Origin of the sequence: Streptomyces flavofungini, assembly GCF_014650815.1 — a bacterium.
GTDB lineage: Bacteria > Actinomycetota > Actinomycetes > Streptomycetales > Streptomycetaceae > Streptomyces > Streptomyces flavofungini.
Genome location: NZ_BMVR01000004.1, coordinates 308,577 through 334,040, shown reverse-complemented (window position 1 = coordinate 334,040; position 25,464 = coordinate 308,577). Strand labels below are relative to the sequence as shown.

Genomic DNA, 25,464 nt, shown 5'->3' with positions numbered 1-25,464 from the left:
GTCCAGCTCAAAATGGCGTATCGGCGCGGTCACCTTCCGTACGACGATGAGCTCCGTACGATGGGGAGCTTCGGCAACGGGCGGGCGGCGACGGGCGGCGGTGCGGGCGATGGCGACGGACGACGTACTGGTGCGGTGCCCGGTGTGCCGCCGCGAACAGGCCTACGCTCCCCCGGCGTTCCCCTGCGTCTGCGGCGAGCCCGTCGCACCCCCCGTCCGGCACGGCGCCGCCGTCCCGCTCACGCACCGGACCGGGGCGGACGCGTGGGTGACGGTGCGCTGCGCGGCCTGCGGACGCACGGCGGACTGGCCGCGGCCGGAGCTGGGGTGCGCGTGCGGGACCGTGCTGCGGATAGTGGTGGCGTCGGACGAGGTGAGCGAACCCCCGGCGCACGGCGGCAGCGACCCCGCCCGGCCCGAAGAAGCGGGCGGCCACCCCTCCCTCACGCCGTCCCACATTCCCCTGCCGCGGACCGCGCCCACCCCCCGGCCCGCCTTCCGCCCCTTGGCCGTCCGCAGCGCCCGGGACGCGGTGACCACGGCGGCCCTCTATCTGCGCTGGCTCGGCTACGAGGACGTGCGCGAGGCCGGACCCGACGAGGAGCGCCCGCCGTCGGGGACGCGGCTCGCGGCGCTCGGCGTGCTCGCGCAGGTCGAGCCCGCAGTCCGGGAGACGTCGCTGCGGGATGTCGAGTGCGCCTGGCTGACCGCCATGGCGCACTCGGCGACGTGCGTGTGCTTCGCCCTGTGCGACTTCACGCCCGCGGCCCGCGACCGCGCCGACGAGCTGGACGTGGCCCTGTTCCGCATCGACCTGTCGGGCACCCCGGAGCCGCTGAACGGCGCGGCGGACGAACTGGCGGCGACGGGCGCCTGACGCCCCGGACCGGGGCGCGCCGCGCCGCAGACGGACGTGGCGGCCATGCGCCCGGCGGCGGACTCAGCCGAACCGCTCCCGCAGCTCCACCTTCCGCACCTTCCCCGACACCGTCATCGGGAAGCTCTCCAGGATCCGCAGCCCCACCGGGACCTTGTAGTGGGCGAGCCTGCCCGCGCAGAACCCCCGCAGTTCCTCCAGCGTCAGCGTGTCCTCGGGGTCGCGCAGGATGACGCAGGCCAGCGGGGCCTCGCCGTACCGCTCGTCCGGCACTCCGACGACCTGCACGTCCGCGATCTTCGGGTGGGCGTACAGGAACTCCTCGATCTCGCGCGGGTAGATGTTCTCGCCACCACGGATGATCATGTCCTTGATGCGGCCGACGATCTGTACGTACCCGTCATCGCGCATCACCGCGAGGTCACCCGTGTGCATCCAGCGCCCGGAGTCGATGACCTCGGCGGTCCGCTCCGGCTCCTCCCAGTAGCCGAGCATGACGCTGTACCCGCGCGTGCACAGCTCGCCGGACTCGCCGCGCGGCAGCGTCACCCCGCTCACCGGGTCGACGATCTTCACCTCGATGTGCGGCAGCACCCGCCCCACCGTGCCGGTGCGGCGCTCCAGGTCGTCGTCCATGCGGGTCTGGAGGGAGACGGGCGAGGTCTCGGTCATGCCGTAGCAGATGGAGACCTCCGCCATGTGCATCTCGGCGACGACCCGCTTCATGACCTCGACGGGGCACGGCGAACCGGCCATGATCCCGGTGCGCAGCGACGACAGGTCGTAGGTGGCGAAGTCGGCGAGGTTGAGCTCGGCGATGAACATCGTCGGCACGCCGTACAGCGAGGTGCAGCGCTCGCGCTCGACCGCGTGCAGGGTCGCCACGGGGTCGAACGACGGCGCCGGGATCACGACGCAGGCGCCGTGCGAGGTGGCGCCGAGGTTGCCCATCACCATGCCGAAGCAGTGGTAGAAGGGCACGGGCAGGCACACCCGGTCCTGCTCGCCGTAGCCGATGGTGCGCCCCACCCAGTACCCGTTGTTGAGGATGTTGTGGTGGGAGAGCGTGGCCCCCTTCGGGAAGCCGGTGGTGCCGGATGTGTACTGGATGTTGATCGGGTCGTCGCAGCTCAACTCAGCTTCACGGGCGGCGAGTTCGGCCGGGTCGACGGACCGGGCGGCGGCCAGGAGCGCACCCCACGACGGGTCGGCGATGTAGTGCGCGGCCCGCAGGTCCGGACACTCGCCGCGGACCTCCTCGACCATCGCCCGGTAGTCGCTGGCCTTGTGCTCCCGGGTGGCGACGAGCAGTGAGACGCCCGACTGCTTGAGGACGTACGCGAGTTCGTGCGCGCGGTACGCCGGATTGACGGTCACCAGGATCGCGCCGACCCGCGCGGTGGCGTACTGCACGAGCACCCACTCGGCGCAGCTCACCGCCCAGATGCCGACCCGGTCCCCCCTGCCGACCCCGGAGCCGATCAGACCGAGCGCCAACTCCTCGACGGCGGCGCCGAATTCGGCGTACGTCCAGCGGGCACCGGCCGCGATGTCGACGAGCGCGTCACGGTCGGGCCAGGCCGCGACGGCACGGGCGAGGTTCTGCCCGATGGTGTCGCCGAGGAGGGGGGTCCGGCTGGTGCCGTGCGCGTACGAAAGCCCCGCGCCACCGTCCGGGCCACCGGCACCGCCCGCACCGCCCGCACCCGTGGAACTCACCGTCGTGCTCACCGGAAGTCCTCCTCGCGGTACTCGGCGCCGGAGCCCTCGGCCGTGGCCTCCCGCAGCTCGATGCGGCGGATCTTGCCGGACACGGTCTTGGGCAGCACGCCGAACTCAAGGCGCCGCACGCGCTTGTACGGGGCGAGCACCGCCCGGGAGTGCTCGAACAGCAACTTCGCGGTGTCCGGGCCCGGTTGATACCCCTCGGCGAGCACCACGTACGCCTTGGGCACGGCCAGACGTACCGGATCCGGGGCGGGCACGACCGCCGCCTCGGCCACCGCCTCGTGCTCCAGGAGCGCGCTCTCCAGCTCGAACGGCGAGATCTTGTAGTCGGACGCCTTGAAGACGTCGTCGCTCCGGCCGACGTAGGTGAGGTACCCGTCGGCGCTCCGCGCGCCGATGTCGCCGGTGCGGTAGTAGCCGTCCGCCATGGCCTCGGCGGTACGCTCCGGGTCGCCGTGGTAGCCCGTCATCAGGCCGACCGGATGCGCCGACAGGTCGAGCGCGATCTCGCCCTCCTCGGCGCCCGGCGCCCCGGTGACCGGGTCGAGCAGCGCGACGACGAAGCCGGGCGTGGGCCGCCCCATCGACCCGGGCCGCAGCTCCTGGCCGGGGGTGTTGGCGACCTGCACGGCCGTCTCGGTCTGCCCGAAGCCGTCCCGGATGGTCACGCCCCAGTCGCGCCGCACCTGCTCGATGACCTCGGGGTTCAGCGGCTCCCCGGCCGCGACGACCTCGCGCGGCGGCGTCCGGAGCTGGGTGAGGTCGGCCTGGATCAGCATCCGCCACACGGTGGGCGGCGCGCAGAAGCTGGTGACCCCGGCGCGGTCCATCTCCCGCATCAACCGGCCCGCGTCGAAGCGCGTGTAGTTGTGGATGAAGACGGTCGCCTCCGCGTTCCACGGCGCGAACAGGTTCGACCAGGCGTGCTTCGCCCAGCCGGGCGAGGAGATGTTCAGATGCACGTCGCCGGGCCGCAGCCCGATCCAGTACATCGTCGCCAAGTGGCCCACGGGGTACGACACATGGGTGTGCTCGACGAGCTTGGGCCGGGCGGTCGTGCCGGAGGTGAAGTACAGCATCAGCGGGTCGTCGGCGCGGGTGGGGCCGTCGGGGGTGAAGTCGGCGGGGGCGGTGTCGACGCCGTCGTAGGAGATCCAGCCGTCGGCGCCCTCGGCGGACGCGGCTCCGGCTCCGGCTCCGGCTCCGGCTCCGGCTCCGGCTCCCTGAGCGTCCCCTGCGCCGACGACGATCCGGGTGTACTCCCCCGGCACGTCCGCGAACTTCGCGATGTCCTCGCCCCGCACCACCACGTGCCGGGCCCGGCCGCGCTCGATGCGGTCGCGCAGGTCGGCGGCGCCGAGGAGCGGCGTCGCCGGGATCACCACGGCCCGCAGTTTCATCGCGGCGAGGGCGACCTCCCACAGCTCGGCCTGGTTGCCCAGCATCACGACGATGCGGTCACCGGCGCCGACGCCGAGCCCGCGCAGCCAGTTCGCGGCCCGTGCGGAGCGCCGCGCGAGCTCCGCGAAGGACAGGCGGGTCTCCTCCCCGTCCTCCTCGACGATGTGCAGCGCCGTGCGGTCGTTGCCGTCGGCGATGGCGTCGAACCAGTCCAGGGCCCAGTTGAAGTGCGCGGGCCGCGGCCAGGCGAAGCCCTCGTAAGCGGCCCGGTAGTCCGCCCGGTGGCGCAGCAGGAAGTCCCGCGCCGCACGGAACTCCGCCGTGCCGCCACCCGCTCCGGTCGCCGTCATCCGCACCCCTCGCATTCCGATCGCATTCCCGATACCGCCGCCCGTCCGTACCATCGTGTAATTCGTGATGCAGGTCTCACTACCCCCGAAAGGGGGTGGCGTCCCGCGAGGACAGCGGACATCGCGGTGGACATCAGGGGCACGGGGCCGAAAGCTGAGGGAGCGGGCGCGTGAGTGCTGCGGACGGCGGCGAGGCGACGGAGGTACGGGCCGCGCTGCTGCGGCTACGGCGTGGGACGGGTCTGCCGGTCGCCTTCGGCGGCCTCGTGACCGGCGCGGACGGCACCGCGCGGGTACGGATCGCGGAGCTGAGCGGCACCGCCACGCGCTCCCTGAACGGCCTCGCGATCCACATGGGCAACGGCCTCGGCGGCAAGGCGGTCGCGCTCGCCCGGCCGTGCGCCGTCTCGGACTACGGCGCGTCGCGGCAGATCAGCCACGAGTACGACACCGCCGTCGCGTCGGAGGGCCTGCGGGCGGTGCTCGCGGTGCCGCTGGTGGTACGCCGCCGGGTGCGCGGCCTGTTGTACGGCGCCCTGCGCACCGCTCAGCCCCTCGGCGACCGGGCCCTCACCGAGGCCGTGGCGGCGGCCCGGGACCTGGAACAGGCCCTCGCCGTACGGGACGAGGCCGCCGCGATGCTGGCGGCGGCCCGGGAGGCGGTCGCGGAGACGGCCCCGCGAAGGTACGACGCCGGGGACGCGGCGTGGGAGCGCGTACGGGAGGCGCACGGGGCGCTGCGCGCGCTGGCCGCACGCATCGGTGATCCCGTGCTGCGGGAGGAACTCCTCGCGGTGTGCGGGACGCTGACGGACGCGGCGGCCGACTCCACCGGCCCCGAGCCCGGCCCCGGCGTCCGGCTCGCCCCGCGCGAACTGGACGTGCTGGCCTGCGTGGCCGGGGGCGTCACCAACGCGGTCGCCGCCGACCGCCTCGGCCTGCGCCCGGAGACGGTGAAGGGCTACCTGCGGTCGGCGATGCGGAAGCTCGGGGCGCACACGCGGTGGGAGGCGGTGGTGGCGGCGCGGCGGGCGGGGGTGTTGCCGTAGGTACGCGGGGGCCGCCATGGCGGCGAAGGGCTGCCGTGGCGGCGGGGGGCAGAGCCGCGCGTTCGGGCCGCGCGGACTGAGCCCCGCACCCGCCCCCGCTCACCTCTCGGCCGCTACTACCCCGAACCCGATGTCGTACGAAGCCGCGTCGGCGGCGACCAGCCGTGCCGTCCGCTCCGCCTCCGCCGCGACCTCGCTCCGCTGGGCCTTGGTGAGCTTCCCGAACGGCTCGACGGTGAGCCGCACGGCCCCGTCCTTGGACTCGTCCAGGCGCCAGATCCCGGCGAGGAACCCGTCCACCAGAAAGGTGCAGTGGGCCTGGTTGCCCGTCCAGGTGCGGCTCTTGTGGTCGAGCGCGACGACGCGGGTGCGGTCGGCGTGGGACAGCAGCAGGTTGTCGAACTCGGGCAGGAAGCGGGGCGGGGCCGGGGTGTCGGCGTCGGGGCGGGGCGCGTCGGGCAGGTCGAACAGCTCGACGCCGCGCTCGTCGCGGAACGTGCGGAGCCGGGGACGCAGCCGCTCGAAGGCCGCGCGCAGCCGGGTGAGCCCGGCCCAGGCCTGCATGTCCTTGACGGAGGCGGGCCCGAAGGCGGCGAGGTAGCGCAGGACGGTGTCGTCGGGGGCGGGCTCCTCGACGAGGGGGCGGCCGAGCCAGTGCTCGGCGGTGGTGAGGGCGACCTGGCCGCTGCGGCGCCAGAGCCCGCGCGGGGTGACCTGGATGAGGGGCAGCCGGGCGCGGGCGGCGATGCCGAGGGACTGCGGGTCGGCGTCCGGCCAGTGCCGCAGCAGCTCGGCGCGGATCTGGGCGAGGGTACGGGGCTCGTCCTCGACGTACGCTCGCGCGAGCGCGGTGAGCCGGTCCAGGTCCACGCCGACGAGTCCACCCCGGAACATCCGCAGCTCACGGTCGATGGCGGCCTGCGTGAGCGGCCGCAGCGTGAGCACGTCGTCGGCGGTGAGGGTGTGCACGGTGGACCGCATGGTGACGGCCCGGACGGCGGCCCGCTTCTCCATCAGCCCCGACAGCTCCATCGGGTCGAACTCCGCGAGGCGCGCGGCGAGCGCGTAGTACGGCGGCTTCACGTTCTGCGCCTGCAGCCCGACGAGGTGCGTGAGGGCGGCGTCGACGGCCATCGGCGTCCGGCTGAGGAGGAGCTGCCGGGCGAGGGTGGCGCGGTTGAGGGCCTGGCGGGTGAGGACGGGGGCGCCGGCGGCGCGGGGGGTCGCGGGGGTGCCCGGGGTCTTCGTCATGCTCCGCACGCTAGCGGTGGTTGCGGACAGATACGGTCCGCAAGGGGCGTGCGGGTCGGCGGCGGTGACGCCGTGAGGGCGCCCGCCCCGCCCGCTGCCATCCGCTACCGCCACCACCCGCCGCTGCCGCTGCCACTGCCACTGCCACTGCCACTGCCACTGCCACCGACCGTCGCGCGCCCTGTGGACCACCGCCACCCGCTACCAGCTCCCTCCCCTCCCCCACGGCTGCCGCGCCCAAAGCTGCCGCGCCCACGACTGTCGCCCGCACGGCTCTGTCGCGCCCGCGACATCTGCCGCATATATCCTGCTCCGGGCATGTCCGGGGCGGGGGCCACGCGTGCCGGGCCGAAGTCGGACGACCACGGGAAGGGCTGCCGGTGACTCCGGAGCGACGACCACACCGCCCGCAGCAGGCGCGCAAGCACGCGTGGCGACGGGCATCCTCCCAGTCGGCGCAGTCCGCACAAGGCACGCCGCCCGCCGACGGGTCGGGCCACCACCCGGACCGGACCCCCGCGCCCACGGCGCCGTCCGCGCCGAGCGTCGTGGAGGCGGCGCTGTACCGGGACGGCGTACGCGTCTCCTCCCCCGACTCCCTGGCGGACACCTTCCGCGAGCTGCGGGCGCAGCCCGACGGCATGGCGTGGATCGGTCTGGCCCGCCCGACAGAGCAGGAACTCCTGTCCCTGGCGGCCGAGTTCGACCTGCACGAGCTGGCGGTCGAGGACGCGATGGAGGCGCACCAGCGCCCGAAGCTGGAGCGGTACGGCGAGACGCTGTTCGTCGTCCTGCGGGCGGCCCGCTACCTGGACGCCCCCGAGGAGGTCGACTTCGGCGAACTGCATGTGTTCGTCGGCGCGGACTTCGTCATCACGGTCCGGCACGGCGCGGCCCCCGATCTGTCGGCTGTACGCCGCCGCATGGAGAAGACGCCGGAGCTGCTGCGCCTCGGCCCGGAGGCGGTCCTGTACGCGATCCTGGACGCGGTCGTGGACGGCTACGCCCCCGTCGTGTCCGGCGTCCAGAACGACATCGACGAGATCGAGACGGAGGTGTTCGGCGGCGACCCGTCCGTCTCCCGCCGCATCTACGAACTCTCCCGCGAGGTGGTCGAGTTCCAGCGGGCGACGCGCCCCCTGGTGAGCATGCTGCACGCCCTGATGGCGGGCTTCGCGAAGTACGGCACGGACGAGGAACTCCAGCGCTACCTGCGCGACGTCGCCGACCACGTCACCCACACCAGCGAACGCGTCGACGGCTTCCGCCAGGCCCTCACCGACATCCTCACCGTCAACGCCACCCTGGTCACCCAGCAGCAGAACGCGGAGATGCGGGCCCTGGCGGAAGCAGGCTTCGAACAGAACGAGGAGATCAAGAAGATCTCGTCGTGGGCCGCCATTCTGTTTGCACCCACGCTGGTGGGAACGATCTACGGGATGAACTTCGACGAGATGCCGGAGTTGCACTGGGCGTTCGGGTATCCGTTCGCGATCGGACTGATGGCGGTGGTCTGCGTGAGCCTGTACTTCATCTTCAAGCGGCGGGACTGGCTGTAGCGGGGAGCCAGTAGGCTTGCTCGACTTCGCGTACGCGAAGGGTTCAGAAGGGCTCTCCCGGCCCCCTGGGGAGAATCTGGGGAGAATGCGCGGCGCTGGGGAGCGGGCCATCACCCGCCGCACGTCATTCGCCGTTGGGTGTAGCTCTCCCCGGGAGACGCCTGCGGTTCAGACCGTGAGGTCGTAGTCGTGCTGGTCAGAGGTGGAATAGAGCCGTTCGTGCTCGCGGGCGAGATGGAAGGCGAAGTAGGCGTCGAGGTCACCGTTGTCCTTCACCGCCCGGAGTTTGAGGACGGCCTCGGCGCCGCTCAGCCCCCACCTTGCCCCGGTGATCTCCAGACGGTCGCCGATGAGATGCCTGCATGCGCCCTCGATCGGGCCGGTGGCGATCGGCCAGCCCTCGGCCAACGCGGTCTCGTAGCAGAGTTGGTCAAGGTGGCCGGCCAGGTAGCGGACGCAGGTGGCTGCGGCTTCGCGTTTCGCTCCGCGCAGGCCGGCCCGCTCCGCCTGCGCGGTGATCTCCGCGGCTGGCCCGGCCGTGGAGGATCGTGGTCAGATGCCCGGCGACCCAGGCTTCGGCTGCCGGGGTGCCGGGCCGGTGGAAGCTGTGCGCGGCAGCCCAGACGTACTCGCTGACGTGCACGATGTCGAGCAGGACCTACACGGTGATCCCGCGCCGGTCGGCTTCGGCGCGGATCGGGGCGAGTTGGTGGCGGGCGCCGTCGACCAGGACGACCCAGGTCCGCACGTGGTCGCGGTCGCGGGCCTGGGCCGCCGCCTCCCGCGCCTCCAACTCCCCGATCAACGACCCCATCAGCGTCTCCTCCTCCACCCACACGGTAGAGACCCGACCACGCCGCCGCCCCTCATGCGCAGTCGTACGTCAGCCCGCCCGCTCATAGGTAAGGACGGTCTTCGGGTGGTTGCCGATCTTGCGTAGGCGCAGCGGGCCGTCCGAGGACTTCACGTCGAAGGAGTACTTGGTCTCCTCCGGCGGGCAGTTGACGGTCCTGGTGCCCTGATCGAGCTTGAAGTTGCTCATGGACAGGTCGTGCTGGTCGATGCCGGAGACAGTGGCGCTGCCCTTGCATCGCGGGCCGGTGCGGGACTCGATGACCACGCGTGCGCGTCTGCCCGGCTCGACCTGGTGGAGGGTCAGCCGCTGGCTGCCGTCCGTGGCTCGCCACCGGCCCACGAACCAGGGGTGGATGGGCTTGTACTTCGTGGCCACCTCGGCGAATCCGGAGCCTTTGCGCCAGGTCAGCGTGGTGGTTTCCAGCATGCTGGGATCGACGAAGTCCACTCGGGCGCCACCGTCGCGGATGCGGGCCTTCGGCCAGGCGATAGTGTTTTTGGTCGGGTCGGTGGTCCAGGAGGAGAGGTCTCCGGTGGCGACGGCCGCGATCACCTCTTGCGGTTCTTCGCCGTCCCTGCAGTACGCGCCGAAGCCGGCCGCGAGCCACACGGTGTCCCGGTACGCCTTTGCCCTGATGCCGTGGCACGGTTTGGTGCCGGTCTCATAGACCGTCTTCCGGGCGGACCAGGCGTCGTCAGAGGCGTGGCGATGCTGTGCCTCCAGGCCGCGGCGAGTGAAGCGGAGGGACACCTGTCGGCCGTCGGACAGTTCGAGGACGGTGTGGTCGTCGTCGTCCTTGACGACCCGTGAATCAGGCTTGTCCTCGGGTTCGCGGTGGGACTTCGTGTGCTTCGCGCTGCTGCCGGACGGTCCCTTGTCCGATTGCTCGGCGCAGCCGCTGACGGCTGCGCCGAGCATCAGCACCGCTACCGCCCACGCCGCTGCGCTCTTCGTTCTCATGCCGTGTCAGCTCCCCTGTACGCCGTGCCGCGATGCCCGGGCCGGTGGGTGGCACGAACTCGGCGATGCTAGTCGGTGGGCGGCCCGCCCCGCTCGACCCCCGGCACGGTGCGGCCCCGGCGGTTCCGTCACTCGTCGACGACGGCGGCGACCGCACCCGGGCCGTCGCCTCCCGCGCCTCCAACTCCCCGATCAATGACCCCATCAGCGTCGCCTCCTCCACCCACCCGGTAGAGACCCGACCACGCCGCCATCACCCACAACCACGATCTCCCAGCTCAAACCATCGGGGCCGTCCCCGGAAGAGAGCTACACCCTTCGCCGTTTCCTGCGTGGCTCACCCCGGCCCTCCCCGGCTGTGCCGAACCGTCACCGACGGTATTGACCGATCAGGATGTGGACAGGAAGGGCCGCGCCACTGTGCGGGAGATCAGGCACCGCATGTTGCAGCAGCCCAGATCAAGGACCTGGTCCGCTCGGCGGATCGGCTTCCTGGCTCATCCCCGATGCTCGCTCGCGCAGCACCGCCCGCAACTCGTGCCATGCGCGCACGACAGCGATCAGGTTCGTCAACACGACACGAACTTGGGACAGCAGAAGCCCCAAGAGACCCAAGAGCGCGAGGATCCCCAAAGCCAAGGTGGCCCATGTCACCACGCACCCCTTCCCGTTGACCCCATAGCACGCGAAGCACCTGGGGTCACCGACCCACCGTCTTGGTCCGCATACTCCCGTCGCAAGAGATCAAAGTCTGCACGGCAAATGAGGCATTTTGTGATCTTCACGCCGAAGATCACTCGCGGGCCGTCTGCCGCAGGGCGCATGACCGCTAACGCCTTGGCCCGCGACGGCCGGAACTCCGCCGGGCCCGTCCAAGCGCTACTCGGCGCCGAGGGCACTAGTGCTTCGTTCCTCTTTGGCGGGGCAAGCGTAGGGGTGCGGGGTACAGATTCGGTCTGCTCGGGGGCGAGTTGCTGTGCCGGAGTTGTTGTCGGCCCGTCCGGCTTCGGACGTGGCGGAGGAGGACAGGGTCCGCAAGTTGGCTGGCGCGAGGCATGCGCCGGGTGACTGGATTCTGCGGGCGAGGATCATTACGTTGAGCTGGGACGGCCTGCGGGTTCCGGTGATCGCCCTCCAACTGGGCTGTCACCACAAGACGGTCCGCAAGTGGCTGCACCGGTTCAACGACCAGGGCCTGGACGGGCTCGGCGACCGGCCAGGCTGCGGGCGCAAGCGCCGGCTCACCGAGGACGAACGCTCCCGGATCATCGCCCTGGTAAAACTGCCCCCGCCCGGCAGACTCGAGATCCAGCCGTCCAATGAGCTGTGGGCGGCCGACGTGAAGGGCCCGGAGGAGTGGACCCTGGACGCGCTCGCCGCGACCGCCCGGGCCGAGGGTATCCGGGTCGGCCGGTCCCAGGTACGGCGGATTCTCCTCGCGGAGGGCGTGCGCTGGCGCCGCACCCGCACCTGGACCACCAGCCGGGATCCGGAGTTCTCCCCAAAAGGACCCGGATCGTCGGGCTCTACACCGACCCGCCGCTGGACGCTACGGTGATCTGTGCGGACGAGCTCGGACCGGTCATCCCGCGAGCCTTCCCGCCCGCACCCGGCTGGTCGCCCGACGGACACCGCATCAAGAACGAGCTCGACTACAGCCGCGGCCCGGAGAAGACCTGGGTCTACGGCGGGCTGCGGGTCCGTGATGGCATCGAGGTCACCACGACGGCCGCTTCCCGCAATAGCGTCAACTACCAGCATTTTCTGCTGAAGATCGAGGACGCCAACCCGTCCGGGACGATCTGGATCGTGACCGACAACCTCTCCAGCCACAACAGCAAGTCCACCCGCGAGTGGCTGGAGGATCACCCCCGCATCCAGCACGTCTTCATCCCGGTCGGCGCCTGCTGGCTCAACCTGCAGGAGGGCTGGTGGCGCCTGTTCCGCAAGGCGGCCCTGGCCGACCGCTCCTTCTGCGGCCCCGACGACATCGCCGAGGTCACCACCGCGGCCACCGCCCAGCTCAACGCCCGCGCCAAACCCTGGATCTGGGGACGTCCCACCCCGCCGACACGCATCCTCCGCCGCCGCTTTGAGTACCGCCTTTGAGGAACGAAGCACTAGAGCTTGTCCGGCCGATCATGTGAGTCAGACCATGGTCAAGCAGGTGTAGACGTTAGTGACTGCCTCAGTGCTGGATCAGGCCGCCGACCGGGATGGGCGTGACGTGGCCGGTTGCCGGAAAGGTCTGCGCCAGGGCGAGGCCGATGTCGACAAGCGATGACCGGCGCAGGCCAGCGACGTCGGGGATCGCAGTCCAGGCCGACTCGGTGATTTCGCCGTTCGGCTCAGGCCGGAGTTGGCCGCCGGTGATGCGGACCTGGTAGAAGATGCCGACATTCTGATGTTCTGGTCCGCCGGGGATGGTGCGTTCGGCTGCGGGGATGATCCGTGAGTCCACGCCCAGCAGGCGTTCGACCACCGCGTCGCAGCCGGTCTCCTCCGCTACTTCCCGGATCACCGCATCGAACGGATCCTCCGCGTGCTCGACCCTGCCGCCCGGAAGAGTCCAGTTGGCCTCACCCTTCGGTGGTACGTGACAGGCGAGCAGCACCCGTCCGTCCTCGATGCACACGGCATACGCCGCCAGCCGGAAACTCATCCCCGTACCTCCCTGCCGGACGTTATCCCAACGTCCAAGATCCGCGCATCGCTAGCTTTGCTGCTGGCCCGTCACTGGGACTTGTCCCGTCGATTACGTTCGCAGCCAGGTGAGGAGGGCTGCCCGTCTCGATCGTGCCCGCCGACACAGCGCTGCGCGCAGGGTGGGCCCTGACCAGCAGGGATTCGGGCCCGAAATCGGGCTACCGGTACCGTCCCCAGTTCTTCGCCGAGATATGGAAGCCTGGCGAGCCCTCGCGCGTCTTCCCGATCGCGTGCAAGGGCAACCACAGCGGGCTCTCCACCTCGCATGCTCAGCTCGCCTCGGCTTCCGCCCACGCCGAGGCGGTGCACATCGGAGCATGGGATGAGACACCGTGTCTGGTGTTCAGCACGGAGCTTCCCCTCGACGGCCCGCTTACGGTGCACGCGCTGGAGGCCAAGGGAGATGGAGGTTGGCTGGACGCCCCAGCCCGCGTCCTTGATCACACGTTGGAGGACGAGAACGTCTACCCCGGCATCCAGCCGTCCGCAGAGAGCGACAAGCCCGTGGAGCCCGTGCCCGGCTATCACGTGAAGCCGGACCTCTACGCGTGGTTTCAGCACGCCCTCGCCCGCACCGCCGCAGCCGGTCTCACCGCCTTCGCCGGGGACGGAAGGGCGACCGCCCCGTACCTCACGAAACGGCAAGGGCAACGACACTTCACAGGCTTGACGCACGCAGCCACTGACAGTGTCCAGGACGCGCGGCACCGGTTCCTCGGCATCGACTTCGTCGGCACGGACCACGTGTTCCGGCTGAACCGGAAGCGCGTCGAGACGTTCTCCGGAGTCGCGGAGGATCTCTTCCGCCACCTAGCGGAGGGACGGGTGGAGCAATACCGCCGCGAGGTCTACACGCGCCGGTCCACCTGGCCGCGCGATACCTGGGCCTCACGGTGGAACGGGCCCATCTCCGTGCACCCTGATGGTTCCGTGCTCGCTATGCGCCTACTGCGCCAATAGCCCACGAGCATGCAGGTGCGGGCGCGCCGCTCAGCCTTGCACAGGCGGTCGTGCGTCTGATCCAGATTGTGGAGCAGGCTCACGACCGCCGACGCGACACTCACGACGCTCCGCGTCTCGTGGGATGCCCGTGATACGCAGTACCCGGTCACCATCGCGAACATGCCAATGCCGTTGTCCTCCGTGCGAACAGACTTCGTTCAAGCGGCTTGCTCTCACCTCGATGGCAGCCCCTGGGTCTGCTGAGGCCGCCGGGAGATCGTCAGCTTAGGTTGCTTCGATGGCGCCGAGGGAAGGCATCGCCGACCGGCCAGTTCTTGGGCAGACCAAGGGCAGTGTTGGTGGGACAGGTCGCTGGCCGGTGTTCGACTTGGACCTCGCCCAACTGTGCGGTTGCCCAGGTAGGGAGGACAGGGGCCGGAAGCGACTTGGGGTCGGGACTTTGCCAGAGGACGGGTGTGTTCTTCGTCCAGGTCCAGGGTGCTGGGTTGTCGACAATGAGCACGCCACTGACCCGGCTGTGGGCATGCTCGTAGGTGGCAGTCCAGTAGCCGTCGAGCATTCGGCCGAAGGTCGGTGTCGGTGTGCTGGCATGGGCGTACTCGACCGAGGTCCCGTACAGCGCGCTCTCGGTGTCCTCGTCTTCGGGGAACACGGCCGCATGGCCAACCGCCACAATGAACGGCAGCGCTAGGTCGCCGTACTTCCCGCCCTTCCTCTTGACTGCGTCGAGCACACGATTCGATTCGTCGTCGACCCAAATCGCGGGGTGGATACCGATCGTCCTGCTCGTTGGATTGCCTCGCTTACCGGGGCTTCGTGGGATCGCCTCGAACGTGAGGCACCAGCCAGCCTCCTGCCAAGTGTGCTTGGGCAGTGGCACCTTGCGCTCGTACTCGGCGATGACTTGGTCGGGGTTCAGGCTCGCGAGCCACCGTGTCAGCCCGGCCTTGAGCCGCTTCTGCGGCGGCGTTGCCGACCCGGTCCTGTCAAGCTTGTACGACACGAAAAAGTTTGGGCTCAGCACACCATCAATGGCATCGGCTAGCTGAGGTGGGAGCGGGTTAGACACGGTGTCGCCCAGGCGCTGGGCCGTCCAAATTGCCTCGACGACAAATTGCTCGCCGTCACGGGTGACCAGGAAATCGGGGTTCTTGCCACGCGTGCCTACTTGATGCTCGATCTCCACGGTACAACCGGAACCGAGCAGCATCTCGTGCAGGTACAGCTCCCACAGTGCTGAGGAGACGTTTACGTCGGAGTTCCGGTCTAGCAGCCGACTGCGCAGGCCGGGCTGAGCCTGGTCCGGGAAGTGCGACCACCACTCGTTGATCACACCCCGAACCTGGTCCCAGAACGGACCGGCGATCCTGTCGAAGAACTCGGCATCCGGCTCCGACGCTCGTTTCGGCGACGCATCCGCCCGATTCCAGCTCGTGTATACGGCCATGACCAACGATCGTAGATCGCCCCGCCGGCTCCTCCCATACATTTTCCGCTGCGCCGAAGCTAACGACGTTGACGACATCCTTTGCGTTTGCTGCAGCGTCGACGGATACCCGAGGCTTCCTCTGCGTCGCACCCCTGAGAGCCTCTCCGCTCCCAAGTGTTCCCTGCACTGCAACCCCTACCGGTCCACGCTTCCAAGCCACAGCACGTCACGAGCCCGGGTCATCGCCACGAACAGCTGGCTGCGTAGCAGCTCTTCGCGTTCGCGTGCCGTTTCAGATACCTCCACAACGCCGGGGCCGTCGGCTGATGCGCCGTTCGGGAAGGCAGCATCGTGCTGCGGCAGATATACACGCTTGAACTCCAGCCCCTTGGCCCTGCGATACGTCCCCAGCTTGACCGCATCGACGGGACGGCCGTCATAGTGCTCCAGCAGGCATACCGGGACCTCGGCACGGGAGAGTAACCGCTGGTAGTGACCGATGGCCCGCATGGACGGGCACAGCACGGCGGCGTCAGCTCGCGCTCCGTCACGCAGAGCGCACAAGACGGCCAGAAGGGCCTGGTCGTGTTCGGCCACGGTCGGCTTCGTGACGCGGACCACCTGGCCGTCATGGTATGTGAGATCGACGTCGCGGCGGCCGGGTGTGCGCAGGCCGTCAATATCGTCGAAGGAGTCGTCGGCAACGACCTCGAGGGCCGTGTCGAGGATCTGCTTGCAGTTGCGGTAGTTAGTGCGCAGCACTTGTCCGCGGTCGCCGCGGATATCGATGCCGGCATCGGTGAGGCGGAACCCACCTGGGTAGACAGCCTGTTGACCATCACCGACCAGTAACAGCCCGTTGGGGACGTCACCAACCAGGGTGTGCAGGAGGCGAACGCCGACGAGGGTGAGGTCCTGGACCTCGTCGACGATCACGGCGGCGTAGTGCGGCCCGTCCGTGCGCCGCGTAGCCTCCGCCAGGGCGAGGGTGAGGACGTCGTTGAAGTCGTGCACGCCGCGTTCTATTCGCAGGGATTCGTACGCCTCGTACAGCGCCCACACCGCCTCCCGGTGCGGTCGGCGCAGGCTGGCCCTGCGTCGGCGCCTGGGCACGGTCGTGTACTCCTCGAAGGCGGTGATGCCACGGCCCTTGATGACGTAGTCGATCTCCTCACGCCAGTAGCCCGGCGCCGGGTCGATCTCCGCCAGTCGACTGTCGCGCCCGACGTGCTTCCAGGCCAGGCTGAAGGCGGTCTCAGCCTTGTCCCCGTGGAGGCGGACCTGGACGCCGCCTTCCTGCAGGAACTCCCGGGCCCAGGAATGCAGGCTGCGGAAGTCCACGCGGTCCGCGACGGCCGGGGACATGGTCTTGAGGAACGTGCCCTGCACCCGGGGCAGATTGTTGGCGAACGTGACGTACAAGATCCGGCCGCTGGTGCGCCGAGCGAGGTGAGCCGCGCGGTGCAGGCCCACGACGGTCTTGCCCGTGCCCGCCGGACCGCTGATGCGTGCCGGACCCGACCAGTTGCGGCGCACGAGCGCGACCTGGTCGGGGTGGAGGAACGTCATCCACTGCTCGATCGGGGCTCGCAGCACCTCGTCCAGGGCAGCGTCCCGCAGACCGGCCAGGTCGAACAGCCCATCTGAATCAGTCTGTTGAGGCGGCTCCGGCGCAGACGGCACCTGCTGCCCGACTGCCGATCCCTCGTAGTCGGGGAAGACTCGCTCCAGATGATCGGCGATCGCACGGACCGATTCCGCACGCAGCCTGGAGCGCTCTGCCAGCAGCGCGGGGCCGACCTCGTACTCGCCCAGAAGTCTGATCCTCCCGAGCGCGGCGTCGACCCGCTGACCCGCGAAAACCATGAGCGGCTGGACTGCCACCGGAGACATACCTAGGGACGCGACCGCGCCTTCCGCGGCCTGCGTCACCGCTAAGAGCTTCGCCGCGTGCTCATCGCGCACCTCACCATCAGCGCAGAGCTTGCCGTCCATAGCCTCTGGAGCGGACCGCCAGTTCTTGACGTCGATGACGAAGACACCGCCGGGGCCCACCAGCAGCATGTCGACATTGGCGGTCCGCGTCCCCGGCCAGCGTCGATCCACGAGCAGCCGCCAACCGCGCTCCGTGAGCACCAACAGCTGGGCAGCGACCAAGCGTTCCCCCTCACTCGCCGCTTCCCACTGACGTGCCTGCTGACGCGCGGCCTGCCACTGCTCACGCAGCAGCCGCTCCTGCCGTCGTGCCTCCTGCGCCCGCCGCGACGCCGACCCGCCTGCCGCCATACCAAGCCCCCTCCTACGCGGAGTAGCGATCATAGGACGGTCCTCGACCGGAGCGGCAGGGTACACAACCACCAAGTCAGAGTTCCCTGCCCGCCCCTACTGTCCGGCCCCCACTGGGGAGAATCTGGGGAGAACGAAGCCCCATTGGGGAGCGCCTGGGGAGAACCGACCGTGCAATCAGGCAGCACAGCGAAAGAGTTGGAATCACTCATCACCGCCGGCCAAGGCGGGAAGCCAGCCAATCTTCGCAGGTCAGCGCCACGCAGACGACAACTTCAAGAAGATCTCCTCGTGGGCGGCCATCCTGTTCGCGCCCACACTGGTGGGAACCATCTACGGCATGAACTTCGAAACGATGCCCGAGCTGAAGTGGGCGGCCGGGTATCCGTTCGCGATCCTGCTGATGGCAGTGGTGTGTGTGAGCCTGTACTTCATCTTCAAGAGGCGGGACTGGCTTTAGCGCCGGGCATGAAGCCCTCAATCCACTTCGCGTACGCGAACGACCTGGAGAGCCCGTTCTGACCCTCTGGGGAGAATGCGCGGCACCAGGGAGCGGCTTGCCGCCGAGGCCGTGTTTCAGGAAGCAGGTGACTCGTGAGCGGCGAGTTCTTCGGCCAATTCCATGCAGCGCAGGCGGGCCGGGGAGAAGTCGTAGGGCATCTTGCCGACGGCTTCGAATGCGCTCATGGAGTCTTGCCCCCTGCCAGAGCTTCGGCCGATCTCGTCCTCACCCTCATCAGCGGTAGCGGGGTGCAGAGCGTCCCAGGAGTCGAAGAGCGCATCGTCGCTCTCCGCCAGGCCGGAATCCTCGATGACGGCTTGCAGCGCCTTCTCGAAGGAGTGCCGTTCGGCAGCCACCCGGGCCACGCGGGGGTCATCGACAGCGATCGTGTCGTCGAGTGCCTCCTCGGCGGCAGCAACACGGTCGGAGTCCTCCCGCAGATCCGGGTGAGTGGCCAGGGCGATGAAACGGCTGGCCTGGACGGCCGCACCGAGCGGGCCGAAGATCCGCTCGGTGACCAGCAGGCTGTCCAGGTCCGCCTGGCGCAGGGAGCCCTCGGGCAGGCTCTTGAGGCGGCTGGTGACGAAGTCGGAGAGCAGACCCATCCTGCTGCCCTCGGTACGCATGCGCCGCATGGCAGTCCGCTGCCGCCGCAGTTCTGCTTCCTGGGCGACGAGGGTTTCCTCCAGCCGTTCCAGGATGCTCGCGATGCCGTCGTCGCTGTCGGCACCGGCGGACACCGTGTCGGCGAAGGCGTCACGGATGTCGTCCAGGGCGATCCCGGCGTCGGCCATCTTGCGGATCCACAGCAGCCGGATCATGTCTTCGTAGCCGTAGCGGCGGCGGTCGTCGCTGCCCCGCTCGGGCTCGGGGAGCAGGCCGATCTCATGGTAGTGACGGATCGCCCGCGGTGTGGTGCCGACGAAGGCCGCCGCGTCACCGATCTTGACCTGACGCTGCGGGATGAACGACAAATACATGAGCCGAGGCCTTCCTCAGTGGGGCGGGACGTGAGTCCACCGGACCACATGCCGCTACGGAAGGTGCAACCCGAGCCACTCCGCCGGCATCCGTCAACTCGTCGCCCTCGCCCACCTCCCAGCGCAACGCACGCAGTAGCGGACTGGCCTGCGATGATGACGGCGTGCCAGAGCCAGGGACCACTGCCGTCGTCATTGTCCTGCCCGAGGCCGCCCTGCTCCTCGATGCGGCGTGGCGTATCGACCCGGCTCTGGTGCGCCGTGGGGTGCCGGCGCACGTCTCGCTCCTCTACCCGTTCGTGCCGGAATCGGCGCTGACAGATCAGGACGAGAAGGGCGTGCGTGCCCTGGCTGCGAGTTTCCCGGCGGCTGATCTGCTCTTGGAGGAGGTTGTGACGGCGTCCGGCTTCGTCGCCGTCACCGTTCCGGGACTCCAAACGATCGTCGATGCGTTCCGCACCCAGTGGCCCGGGTTGCGCCCGTACAAAGGCCGCTTCGGGGCGCAGCCCGCCGCCCATGTCACAGTCGCTATGGGTGCGGACGACCCGACAACTGCCGCCCGTGTCCGCGCTGCCATCGGCAGCCTGCTGCCGATGCGCACCCGTGCGGCGGCGGTCCAGCTGGTGGCGCTCACGGAGGAAGGCTGGCAGCAGCGGTTCACCGTGCCGCTCGGCGTCCCGGACGGGCCGTGAACACCGCTCGCCAGGCCCTCGCCCCAGGCCGCGAACACAGCCCGAGGCCGGAACCCCACCCTCGGCCGCTCCCTGGGCCCCCGCCCGGAAAACGTCCGTCTGGACGACCCGCTGCTCATCGAGTGGCGCGGCGACGGGCCAGCCGTCCGGAGCGCCGATCCCTCCGAGGAGTGAACACAGCCGTACGGGCCGCCACCCGGCGAGGGCGGCGGCCCGGGTGATCCCCGATCAGCGGCGGCCGGTGGCCAGGACCACGAGGAACTGGCCGCCGCCCGCCTCGACGCCGGCGGTCACCGGCACCCCAGGTAGCAGTCGGGAGAACCGGTCCACCAGCCAATCCGCCGCCTCTTGGGCGTCCTTCCTGGTCGGACAACGGCCCACCATCTCGCGGCCCCCCTTGCGTTCCAGCCTGTCGGCAACAGCGGTCAGCGGCGCGGGTTCGACTACGTACAGGCGCTCCGGCCAGGCGATGACCACCTTGACCGCACCCTTGCGGCTATTGCACCCGCGGTGCGCGAGCCGCTCGGCGACCTTGGCCTTCCGGTCGGCGGTCCGGCTGTCGACACTGGGCCCCCGCGGGTCGTTCACCGACTCGTCGGGGTCGACCGGTTCGTCACACACCCAGCACCGCCAGCCGTCGCGCTCGGCCACATCATCAAGAAGACTCATCCAGGCAAACTAGCCTGCCCGGCTGCCACCCGCGCACCAGGGCCCCGACTGGCCAACAGCGCTGCGACACCATGCTGGCTCTATAGACGACAAGCGTGCTTCAGGCGCAGCGCCTGTTCGGCGCGCGCCCTCGTCCGTGACGTGGACGGTGGCGATCCCCAGCGCGGCGGGCCATGCGACGCGCTCCAAGGCGAGCCGGATCGCGGTGGGCCTCGCCGACGCCGTCGCCCTACTCGGCCGCGTGGTCCGACCCAGCCGAGCCGAGTGCGCAATCTGTGCGCCCTCCCGGCCAAGCGCCCTCTAAGCGCCCGCGCCAGGCGCTTGTCGCGGCCAGTCGGGGGCGGGGTCCTCAGCGAGCAGCGGCCGGAGGGCGCCGAGGGCCGCGCCGATGCAGACGTCGCGCAACTGGGTGCGGGTACAGGTCTCGTGGGTGAGCCAGTCGACGCAGAGGACCCGGACGAAGACCAGCCAGCTCTTCAGGACGCCGGACACGGCCTCGCGGGCACTCTCGTCAGCGAGTGGGAGTACGGTCAGCAGCCGCGCACGGAGGGCGTCCAGCTCGTTCGTCATGATCGTCTGGATCACCGGGTCGCCCGCGAGGACCCGGTTCGCGGCGAGGACAGCGTTGCGGTTCGCCACGAAGTAGTCGAGATGGACGTCCATGCCCTGGATGAGCTGTTCCACCAGGGAGTCGGCGGGGTCGAAGCGCGTCTCGGCGAGCAGCTGGTCCGCCGCCTGCTGGTAGATGGCCGCGAACAGGGCGTGTTTGCTGGGGAAGTGGCGGTAGAGCAAGGCCCGGGAGACGCCGGCCTCGTCGGCCACTTCCTCCATCAGCACGTCGGCGTATGGGTGTGCGGCGAAGAGCCGTGAGCCGACGGCGAGGAGCTGGGCGCGGCGGTCGGCAGGGGCGAGTCGCTGGCGGGGAGGCATGAACGCAGCTTAGTTGACATGCGTCTACTAACGCGCCAGTGTAGTAGACGCATGTCAACTAAGTTCGCCAGGACGGCTTGGAGGGGTTATGGCCAGGGCTCTGCGCATACTCACGCAGCTGATGGGCTGGTCCTGCGCAGCGATCGGCCTGTTCCACATGGCACTCGGCAACGCGGCGATCCCCGGGGCCGGTTCCGCCGGGGCGACGGTCGACAGCTGGGGCCGGTTCATGGGGGCCGTCTTCGTCGGCTACGGGCTGGCCTGGCTCTGGGCGGCGCGGCAGCGCCCGATCCCGGCTCAAGCGGTGCGGTGGCTGGCCGGCCTCTTCCTGTTGGGTGGCGTGGGCCGACTGCTCTCGCTCGCCGCGCACGGCTGGCCGCAGTGGTTCCAGATCGCGCTGACGGTGATCGAACTCGGCCTGCCGCCGGTCTTCTTCTGGCTGGCCGACGCGGAGGAAGCGAAGGACGTAGAGGAACGGACCCCGCGAGGCGACGCGGAGACTGTTTCCGCCGACCGATGAACGCGCGTGAGCTCGTCCCCATCGCGCACTTGGGCGGGGAAGCTGACGTTGCCAGCCGCCTGGAGTGGCCCGCAGTACCCGCTCCGGCTCGCGCGGCGCCGTCCGTGCGCACGGTCGCCGACTGGATCACCCTCCACCCCGACACCCTCGCCGAAGAGGACGTCACCCAGTTCAAGGGCTAGATCAAACCCACACCCCTGTAAGGGACTTCACCCAGATCCCCGCCCGCCGCACCGGCGTAACAGCTGCCCGGCATCACTTCGCGAACGGGCCCACCACCTGGTCGGCGATCGCGCGGACCGATTCCGTACGCAGTCTGCGGCGCTCCGCCAGCAGCGCGGGGCCGACCTCGTGCTCGCCCAGGAGCCAGATCCTGCCGAGCCCGGCGTCGACCCGCCGGCCCGCGAAGACCATGAGCGGCTGAACTGCCACCGGAGGCAGGCCAAGAGACGCGACCGCACCCTCAGCGGCCTTCGTCACCGCCAACAGCTTCGCCGCATGCGTGTCGCGCGGCTCGCCGCCGGCAAGGAGCTTGCCACCCGAAGTCTCCGGCGCAGACCGCCAGTTCTTGACATCCACGACGAGAACCCCGCCGGGGCCCACCAGCAGCATGTCCACATGGGCGGCACGCGTCCCCGGCCACCGCCGATCCACGAGCAGCCGCCACCCACGCTCGTGAGCACCAACAGCTGGGCGGCGACCCGGCGTTCGCCCTCGCTCGCAGCTTCCCCTTGCCGCGCCTGGCGACGAGCGGCCTGCCAGTGTTCACGCAGCTCCCGCTCCTGCCGCCGTGCCTCCTGCGCCCGCCGTGACGCCGATCCTCCTGCCGCCACCCCCAGCCCCCTCGTACGCGGAGTGGCGATCACAGGACCGTCCGCGAGCGGAAGGGCAGGGTGCGCAATCGCCAAGTCGGAGTTCCCTTTCCGCCAACGACGCCCAGGCAGCTGTGTGCGCTCAGGCACGGTGAAAGCGACGACTACTCCGCTGAGCCGGGCTTGCTGCGCTGGTTGGCGTGGAAGCGTGCCTTCTTCTGGCGATTCCCGCACGTGTTCATGTCGCACCATTTGCGGGTGCGACTCTGGCTGGTGTCGAAGAAGGCGGCCTGGCAGGTCGGTGACGCGCACAAGGCCAGTTTTCCGTCTCGTTCGCCTGCGATGACGCTGATCGCGTCGGCGGCGATCACGCTGAGGGCGTCTTCCACGCTGGAAGCCGAGCTGAGCCGCCAGCGCCGCTGCCCCTCGGGGGTCAGGATCGCCGCGGCCCGACCCCGGACGCTGAAGTCGTTGACGACCTGGACAGCGGACGCGGGGAGGGCGTCCTGGATCGCGGCCGCTGTCGCGGCGGCGTGAATCGCCTCCCTCAGTTCCCGGGCGAGGTCGAGCTGGGCAGGGGTGCAGGAGTCCACGGCGAGGCCGCTCACTGCCAGCCAGTCGGCGAGTCGGTGCGGCACGGGAATGCGCTCCACAGCGTCGCCATGACGCTCCGACAGAGTGCCCGTGAAGCTGGTGGCCAGCACCTTGCCGAGGCGGAAGTCAGGGAACGCAGCACACATGGAACCACCTTAGCCGGTTGCGGCGCGACTCGGGGGACTGCTAGAACCGTCTTAGCCGGTTCGCGAACGGTCTCAGCCGGTTCCACGATGGCCAGGAGGTCTCATGCTCCGCCCCGCCAGCGACGTACAAGCATTCGAAGCTCACGCGCCTGCCGCCGCCCTCGACGATCTGCGCGCGCGACTGGCCGCGGCGCGGCTGCCGGAGGCCGAGACGGTCCAGCGCGCCGCGCCCGGCCCTCGCCGATGGGAGCAGGGTGTTCCGCTCGCCGACCTCGTCGACGTCGTGGACTACTGGCGTACCGGGTACGACTGGCGGTCGTTCGAAGCGCGCCTCGACCGGATCGGCCAGTTCCGCACGGCCATCGACGGGCTGGGAATCCACTTCCTGCACCGCCGGTCCGCGCGCGCGGATGCCACTCCGCTGATCTTGACGCACGGCTGGCCGGGCAGCATCGCCGAATTCATCGATGTGGTGGACGAGTTGGCAGATCCGAAAGACGCGGACGCGCCGGCGTTTCACGTGGTGGTTCCGTCGCTGCCGGGCTTCGGCTACAGCGACAAGCCCGCCGCCACCGGGTGGGGAGTCGAAAAGATCGCGGCCGCATGGGTGGAACTCATGGGGCGCCTCGGCTACAGCAGGTTCGCAGCCCACGGCGGCGACTGGGGAGGCGTGATCACCACGGTCATCGGCGGCAGGTTCCCGGCACACGTTCTCGGCATCCACACCACGCTCGCGCAGGCACCGCCCGGGCTGTCGACGGACGGGCTGACGGCGGTCGAGCGCGAGTGGACCGAGGAGACCCGCCATTTCTGGCGCCACCGCGCGGCGTACGCGAAGCAGCAGGCGACCCGGCCGCAGACCATCGGCTACTCGCTCGTCGACTCACCGGTCGGGCTTCTCGCCTGGATCCTCGACAAGTTCGCCGAGTGGTCGGACACCGACGACAGCCCGTTCGAGACGATGTCCAGGGACCGGATCCTCGACGACGTCACCCTGTACTGGCTGACGCGGACCGGCGCGTCGGCGGCCCGCATCTACTACGAGAGCCACCACTCGCTCGATCCCGAACTCCGGGTCGACGTCCCGGCGGCGATCAGCGTGTACCCCCGCGACATCGAGAAGTGTCCGCGCCCCTGGGCACAGGAGCGGTACCGGCAGATCGTCCGATGGAGGTCGCCCGAAGCCGGAGGGCATTTCCCGTCGTTGGAGGTTCCCGAGTACTTCGTCAGAGATCTGCGAGAGGGCCTCGCGGCCGTGCTGGCCGCCGGTCGGTGAACGCGGCCGGGTGCCGCCGACGCCCGATCACCGCCTGCTCCGGCGCCAGGCGTCGCCGGCTGACGAACGGCTCCGCATCCGAGGTCAGGACTCTTGTTCCGCGACGGCTCCCAGGGTGTAGAAGTGGATGGGTGTGTTCGGCTCGAAACCGATACGGGGGTACACGGGAGCCCCGGCGACGGTCGCGTGCAGCGTGGCGCGGGTCAGGCCGGTGGCTCGGGCGCCCTCGTACAGCGCCTTGCGCGTGACCGCCTCGCCGTAGCCCCTGCGCTGCCACTCGAGGTCGGTGGCGACGTAGGCGACGAAGAGGCGCCCCTGCGCTTCGACCGTCGCGGCGCACGCCACCGGAACGTCGCCGCGCATGCCCAGGTAGGCGTACATCTCGCTCGTCCAGTACGCGGATCCGACCAGGCCGTCGCGGCCTTCCTCCAAGGGGAACCCATAGGCACGCGCTTGGAGGTCCGCGTAGGCCCGCAGGTGCTCGTCGGTGCGCACGCGCACGAACGTCAGGTCGGGGTGGACCGGGTCGGGGATGGGCAGCAGGTCTCCGGCCATGCCCGTGCCGGGGAAGGCGTACTGCAGGCCGGCCTGCTCGGCCGCCGTGGGCAGCGTGGTGCGCGCCTCGTCGTCGAGGAGGTCCTCGAAGAGCCACAGGAAACCCGGGTGCTTCTTCGTGCGCATGATGTCCGCCGCCTGGCTCAGGCGTTGCGCGACGAGGTCGGCTCCTGCTCCTTGGTCGGTCAGGGTGACGCAGTTGTAGAACGAGAATCGGCAGTCGGCCCAGCGGACGGCGATGCCGGGCAGGTCCCGCACATCCGCGTCCGCGGCGCGGTCGAGCACCATGGCCCGCCAGGCCACGGTGAGCTGCTGTGCCGATTCGATGGACTCCGTGCGTCCAGTCACCGTACTCCCCTGGTCGTTGCGGTCG

General features: G+C 70.0%; 23 protein-coding genes and 2 pseudogenes. 11 read left to right on the top strand and 14 right to left on the bottom strand.

The window, feature by feature from the left end; translation table 11 throughout:
- Positions 1-109: 109 nt before the first annotated feature.
- Complete coding sequence (locus IE274_RS11730) at positions 110-877, top strand: hypothetical protein (RefSeq protein WP_190115899.1); 768 nt, start codon at positions 110-112, stop codon at positions 875-877.
- Positions 878-940: 63 nt separating this feature from the next.
- Here the strand turns inward: IE274_RS11730 and IE274_RS11725 are convergent, their stop codons facing one another.
- A complete protein-coding gene (locus IE274_RS11725; protein WP_190115898.1) occupies positions 941-2,596 on the bottom strand; it encodes an AMP-binding protein in 1,656 nt (551 codons plus the stop codon).
- 8 nt (positions 2,597-2,604) lie between these two features.
- The gene (locus IE274_RS11720; RefSeq protein WP_190115602.1) at positions 2,605-4,356 is read right to left on the bottom strand and encodes an AMP-binding protein; all 1,752 of its coding nucleotides are present in this window, start codon (positions 4,354-4,356) and stop codon (positions 2,605-2,607) included.
- A gap of 170 nt (positions 4,357-4,526) precedes the next feature.
- On the opposite strand from IE274_RS11720, the gene IE274_RS11715 reads away from it, so the two are divergent.
- A complete protein-coding gene (locus IE274_RS11715; protein WP_190115601.1) occupies positions 4,527-5,405 on the top strand; it encodes a helix-turn-helix transcriptional regulator in 879 nt (292 codons plus the stop codon).
- 99 nt (positions 5,406-5,504) lie between these two features.
- On the opposite strand, the gene IE274_RS11710 is transcribed toward IE274_RS11715, so the two are convergent.
- A complete protein-coding gene (locus IE274_RS11710) occupies positions 5,505-6,656 on the bottom strand; it encodes a winged helix DNA-binding domain-containing protein (protein WP_190115600.1) in 1,152 nt (383 codons plus the stop codon).
- A 374-nt stretch (positions 6,657-7,030) separates the two neighbouring features.
- Here IE274_RS11710 and IE274_RS11705 point away from each other — a divergent pair, with 374 nt between their 5' ends.
- Positions 7,031-8,215 (top strand): magnesium and cobalt transport protein CorA, encoded by a 1,185-nt coding sequence (locus IE274_RS11705; protein WP_233103061.1) that lies wholly within the window; start codon positions 7,031-7,033, stop codon positions 8,213-8,215.
- Positions 8,216-8,383: 168 nt separating this feature from the next.
- On the opposite strand, the pseudogene IE274_RS39395 reads toward IE274_RS11705, so the two are convergent.
- Together IE274_RS39395 and IE274_RS11690 are read right to left on the bottom strand one after the other, a co-directional pair.
- Positions 8,384-8,993: pseudogene (locus tag IE274_RS39395) on the bottom strand (ISKra4 family transposase); the annotation flags it as partial.
- Between the two features lie 105 nt (positions 8,994-9,098).
- Positions 9,099-10,031: a hypothetical protein gene (locus IE274_RS11690; RefSeq protein ID WP_190115596.1), complete on the bottom strand. Its 933-nt coding sequence runs from the start codon at positions 10,029-10,031 to the stop codon at positions 9,099-9,101.
- 976 nt (positions 10,032-11,007) lie between these two features.
- Between IE274_RS11690 and IE274_RS11685 the strand changes: the two genes are divergently transcribed.
- Both IE274_RS11685 and IE274_RS11680 read left to right on the top strand, forming a co-directional pair.
- The gene (locus tag IE274_RS11685; RefSeq protein ID WP_190115595.1) at positions 11,008-11,589 is read left to right on the top strand and encodes a helix-turn-helix domain-containing protein; all 582 of its coding nucleotides are present in this window, start codon (positions 11,008-11,010) and stop codon (positions 11,587-11,589) included.
- A complete protein-coding gene (locus tag IE274_RS11680; RefSeq protein WP_190115594.1) occupies positions 11,586-12,140 on the top strand; it encodes a transposase in 555 nt (184 codons plus the stop codon). The genes IE274_RS11685 and IE274_RS11680 overlap by 4 nt, the downstream gene beginning before the upstream one ends.
- 79 nt (positions 12,141-12,219) lie before the next feature.
- Here IE274_RS11680 and IE274_RS11675 read toward each other — a convergent pair whose 3' ends face one another.
- Positions 12,220-12,693, bottom strand: a complete 474-nt coding sequence (locus IE274_RS11675; RefSeq protein WP_190115593.1) for an NUDIX hydrolase — start codon at positions 12,691-12,693, stop codon at positions 12,220-12,222.
- Between the two features lie 134 nt (positions 12,694-12,827).
- Between IE274_RS11675 and IE274_RS11670 the strand changes: the two genes are divergently transcribed.
- Positions 12,828-13,697, top strand: coding sequence for a hypothetical protein (locus tag IE274_RS11670; RefSeq protein ID WP_190115592.1), 870 nt, complete (start codon positions 12,828-12,830; stop codon positions 13,695-13,697).
- 262 nt (positions 13,698-13,959) lie between these two features.
- On the opposite strand, the gene IE274_RS11665 is transcribed toward IE274_RS11670, so the two are convergent.
- Together IE274_RS11665 and IE274_RS11660 are read right to left on the bottom strand one after the other, a co-directional pair.
- Positions 13,960-15,147 carry a hypothetical protein gene (locus tag IE274_RS11665; protein ID WP_229909468.1) on the bottom strand — a complete coding sequence of 396 codons (1,188 nt, stop codon included), beginning with the start codon at positions 15,145-15,147 and terminating at the stop codon, positions 13,960-13,962.
- 177 nt (positions 15,148-15,324) lie between these two features.
- A complete protein-coding gene (locus tag IE274_RS11660) occupies positions 15,325-17,415 on the bottom strand; it encodes a nuclease-related domain-containing DEAD/DEAH box helicase (protein ID WP_190115591.1) in 2,091 nt (696 codons plus the stop codon).
- Between the two features lie 265 nt (positions 17,416-17,680).
- Here IE274_RS11660 and IE274_RS11655 point away from each other — a divergent pair.
- Positions 17,681-17,875: pseudogene (locus IE274_RS11655) on the top strand (CorA family divalent cation transporter); the annotation flags it as partial.
- A 116-nt stretch (positions 17,876-17,991) separates the two neighbouring features.
- Here the strand turns inward: IE274_RS11655 and IE274_RS11650 are convergent.
- Positions 17,992-18,897, bottom strand: a complete 906-nt coding sequence (locus IE274_RS11650) for a MerR family transcriptional regulator (protein ID WP_190115590.1) — start codon at positions 18,895-18,897, stop codon at positions 17,992-17,994.
- 164 nt (positions 18,898-19,061) lie between these two features.
- Here IE274_RS11650 and IE274_RS11645 point away from each other — a divergent pair, with 164 nt between their 5' ends.
- Positions 19,062-19,589 (top strand): 2'-5' RNA ligase family protein, encoded by a 528-nt coding sequence (locus IE274_RS11645; RefSeq protein WP_190115589.1) that lies wholly within the window; start codon positions 19,062-19,064, stop codon positions 19,587-19,589.
- Positions 19,590-19,817: 228 nt separating this feature from the next.
- Here IE274_RS11645 and IE274_RS11640 read toward each other — a convergent pair whose 3' ends face one another.
- Positions 19,818-20,258, bottom strand: coding sequence for a hypothetical protein (locus IE274_RS11640; RefSeq protein WP_190115588.1), 441 nt, complete (start codon positions 20,256-20,258; stop codon positions 19,818-19,820).
- Between the two features lie 300 nt (positions 20,259-20,558).
- Entirely contained in the window at positions 20,559-21,188 is a 630-nt protein-coding gene (locus IE274_RS11635; RefSeq protein WP_190115587.1) for a TetR/AcrR family transcriptional regulator, read from the bottom strand.
- 88 nt (positions 21,189-21,276) lie between these two features.
- Between IE274_RS11635 and IE274_RS11630 the strand changes: the two genes are divergently transcribed.
- On the top strand, positions 21,277-21,708 hold the full coding sequence (locus IE274_RS11630; protein ID WP_190115586.1) for a DUF4345 domain-containing protein: 432 nt from the start codon (positions 21,277-21,279) through the stop codon (positions 21,706-21,708).
- Complete coding sequence (locus IE274_RS11625) at positions 21,705-21,890, top strand: hypothetical protein (RefSeq protein ID WP_190115585.1); 186 nt, start codon at positions 21,705-21,707, stop codon at positions 21,888-21,890. Before IE274_RS11630 ends, IE274_RS11625 begins: the two co-directional genes overlap by 4 nt.
- Before the next feature lie 73 nt (positions 21,891-21,963).
- Here the strand turns inward: IE274_RS11625 and IE274_RS11620 are convergent, their stop codons facing one another.
- Both IE274_RS11620 and IE274_RS11615 read right to left on the bottom strand, forming a co-directional pair.
- Positions 21,964-22,326, bottom strand: a complete 363-nt coding sequence (locus IE274_RS11620; RefSeq protein ID WP_372447067.1) for a nuclease-related domain-containing protein — start codon at positions 22,324-22,326, stop codon at positions 21,964-21,966.
- A 358-nt stretch (positions 22,327-22,684) separates the two neighbouring features.
- Positions 22,685-23,260, bottom strand: coding sequence for a CGNR zinc finger domain-containing protein (locus IE274_RS11615; protein ID WP_190115584.1), 576 nt, complete (start codon positions 23,258-23,260; stop codon positions 22,685-22,687).
- Positions 23,261-23,363: 103 nt separating this feature from the next.
- Between IE274_RS11615 and IE274_RS11610 the strand changes: the two genes are divergently transcribed.
- A complete protein-coding gene (locus tag IE274_RS11610) occupies positions 23,364-24,536 on the top strand; it encodes an epoxide hydrolase family protein (RefSeq protein ID WP_190115583.1) in 1,173 nt (390 codons plus the stop codon).
- Positions 24,537-24,620: 84 nt separating this feature from the next.
- Here IE274_RS11610 and IE274_RS11605 read toward each other — a convergent pair whose 3' ends face one another.
- Positions 24,621-25,439: a GNAT family N-acetyltransferase gene (locus IE274_RS11605; RefSeq protein ID WP_190115582.1), complete on the bottom strand. Its 819-nt coding sequence runs from the start codon at positions 25,437-25,439 to the stop codon at positions 24,621-24,623.
- Between the last annotated feature and the right edge of the window lie 25 nt (positions 25,440-25,464).

Coding starts and splice junctions, on each gene's coding strand:
- IE274_RS11730 (WP_190115899.1), top strand. CDS start 110: ATGGCGACGGACGACGTACTGGTGCGGTGCCCGGTGTGCCGCCGCGAA.
- IE274_RS11720 (WP_190115602.1), bottom strand. CDS start 4,356: ATGACGGCGACCGGAGCGGGTGGCGGCACGGCGGAGTTCCGTGCGGCG.
- IE274_RS11710 (WP_190115600.1), bottom strand. CDS start 6,656: ATGACGAAGACCCCGGGCACCCCCGCGACCCCCCGCGCCGCCGGCGCC.
- IE274_RS11690 (WP_190115596.1), bottom strand. CDS start 10,031: ATGAGAACGAAGAGCGCAGCGGCGTGGGCGGTAGCGGTGCTGATGCTC.
- IE274_RS11675 (WP_190115593.1), bottom strand. CDS start 12,693: ATGAGTTTCCGGCTGGCGGCGTATGCCGTGTGCATCGAGGACGGACGG.
- IE274_RS11665 (WP_229909468.1), bottom strand. CDS start 15,147: ATGGCCGTATACACGAGCTGGAATCGGGCGGATGCGTCGCCGAAACGA.
- IE274_RS11660 (WP_190115591.1), bottom strand. CDS start 17,415: ATGGCGGCAGGCGGGTCGGCGTCGCGGCGGGCGCAGGAGGCACGACGG.
- IE274_RS11650 (WP_190115590.1), bottom strand. CDS start 18,897: ATGTATTTGTCGTTCATCCCGCAGCGTCAGGTCAAGATCGGTGACGCG.
- IE274_RS11640 (WP_190115588.1), bottom strand. CDS start 20,258: ATGAGTCTTCTTGATGATGTGGCCGAGCGCGACGGCTGGCGGTGCTGG.
- IE274_RS11635 (WP_190115587.1), bottom strand. CDS start 21,188: ATGCCTCCCCGCCAGCGACTCGCCCCTGCCGACCGCCGCGCCCAGCTC.
- IE274_RS11630 (WP_190115586.1), top strand. CDS start 21,277: ATGGCCAGGGCTCTGCGCATACTCACGCAGCTGATGGGCTGGTCCTGC.
- IE274_RS11625 (WP_190115585.1), top strand. CDS start 21,705: ATGAACGCGCGTGAGCTCGTCCCCATCGCGCACTTGGGCGGGGAAGCT.
- IE274_RS11615 (WP_190115584.1), bottom strand. CDS start 23,260: ATGTGTGCTGCGTTCCCTGACTTCCGCCTCGGCAAGGTGCTGGCCACC.
- IE274_RS11610 (WP_190115583.1), top strand. CDS start 23,364: ATGCTCCGCCCCGCCAGCGACGTACAAGCATTCGAAGCTCACGCGCCT.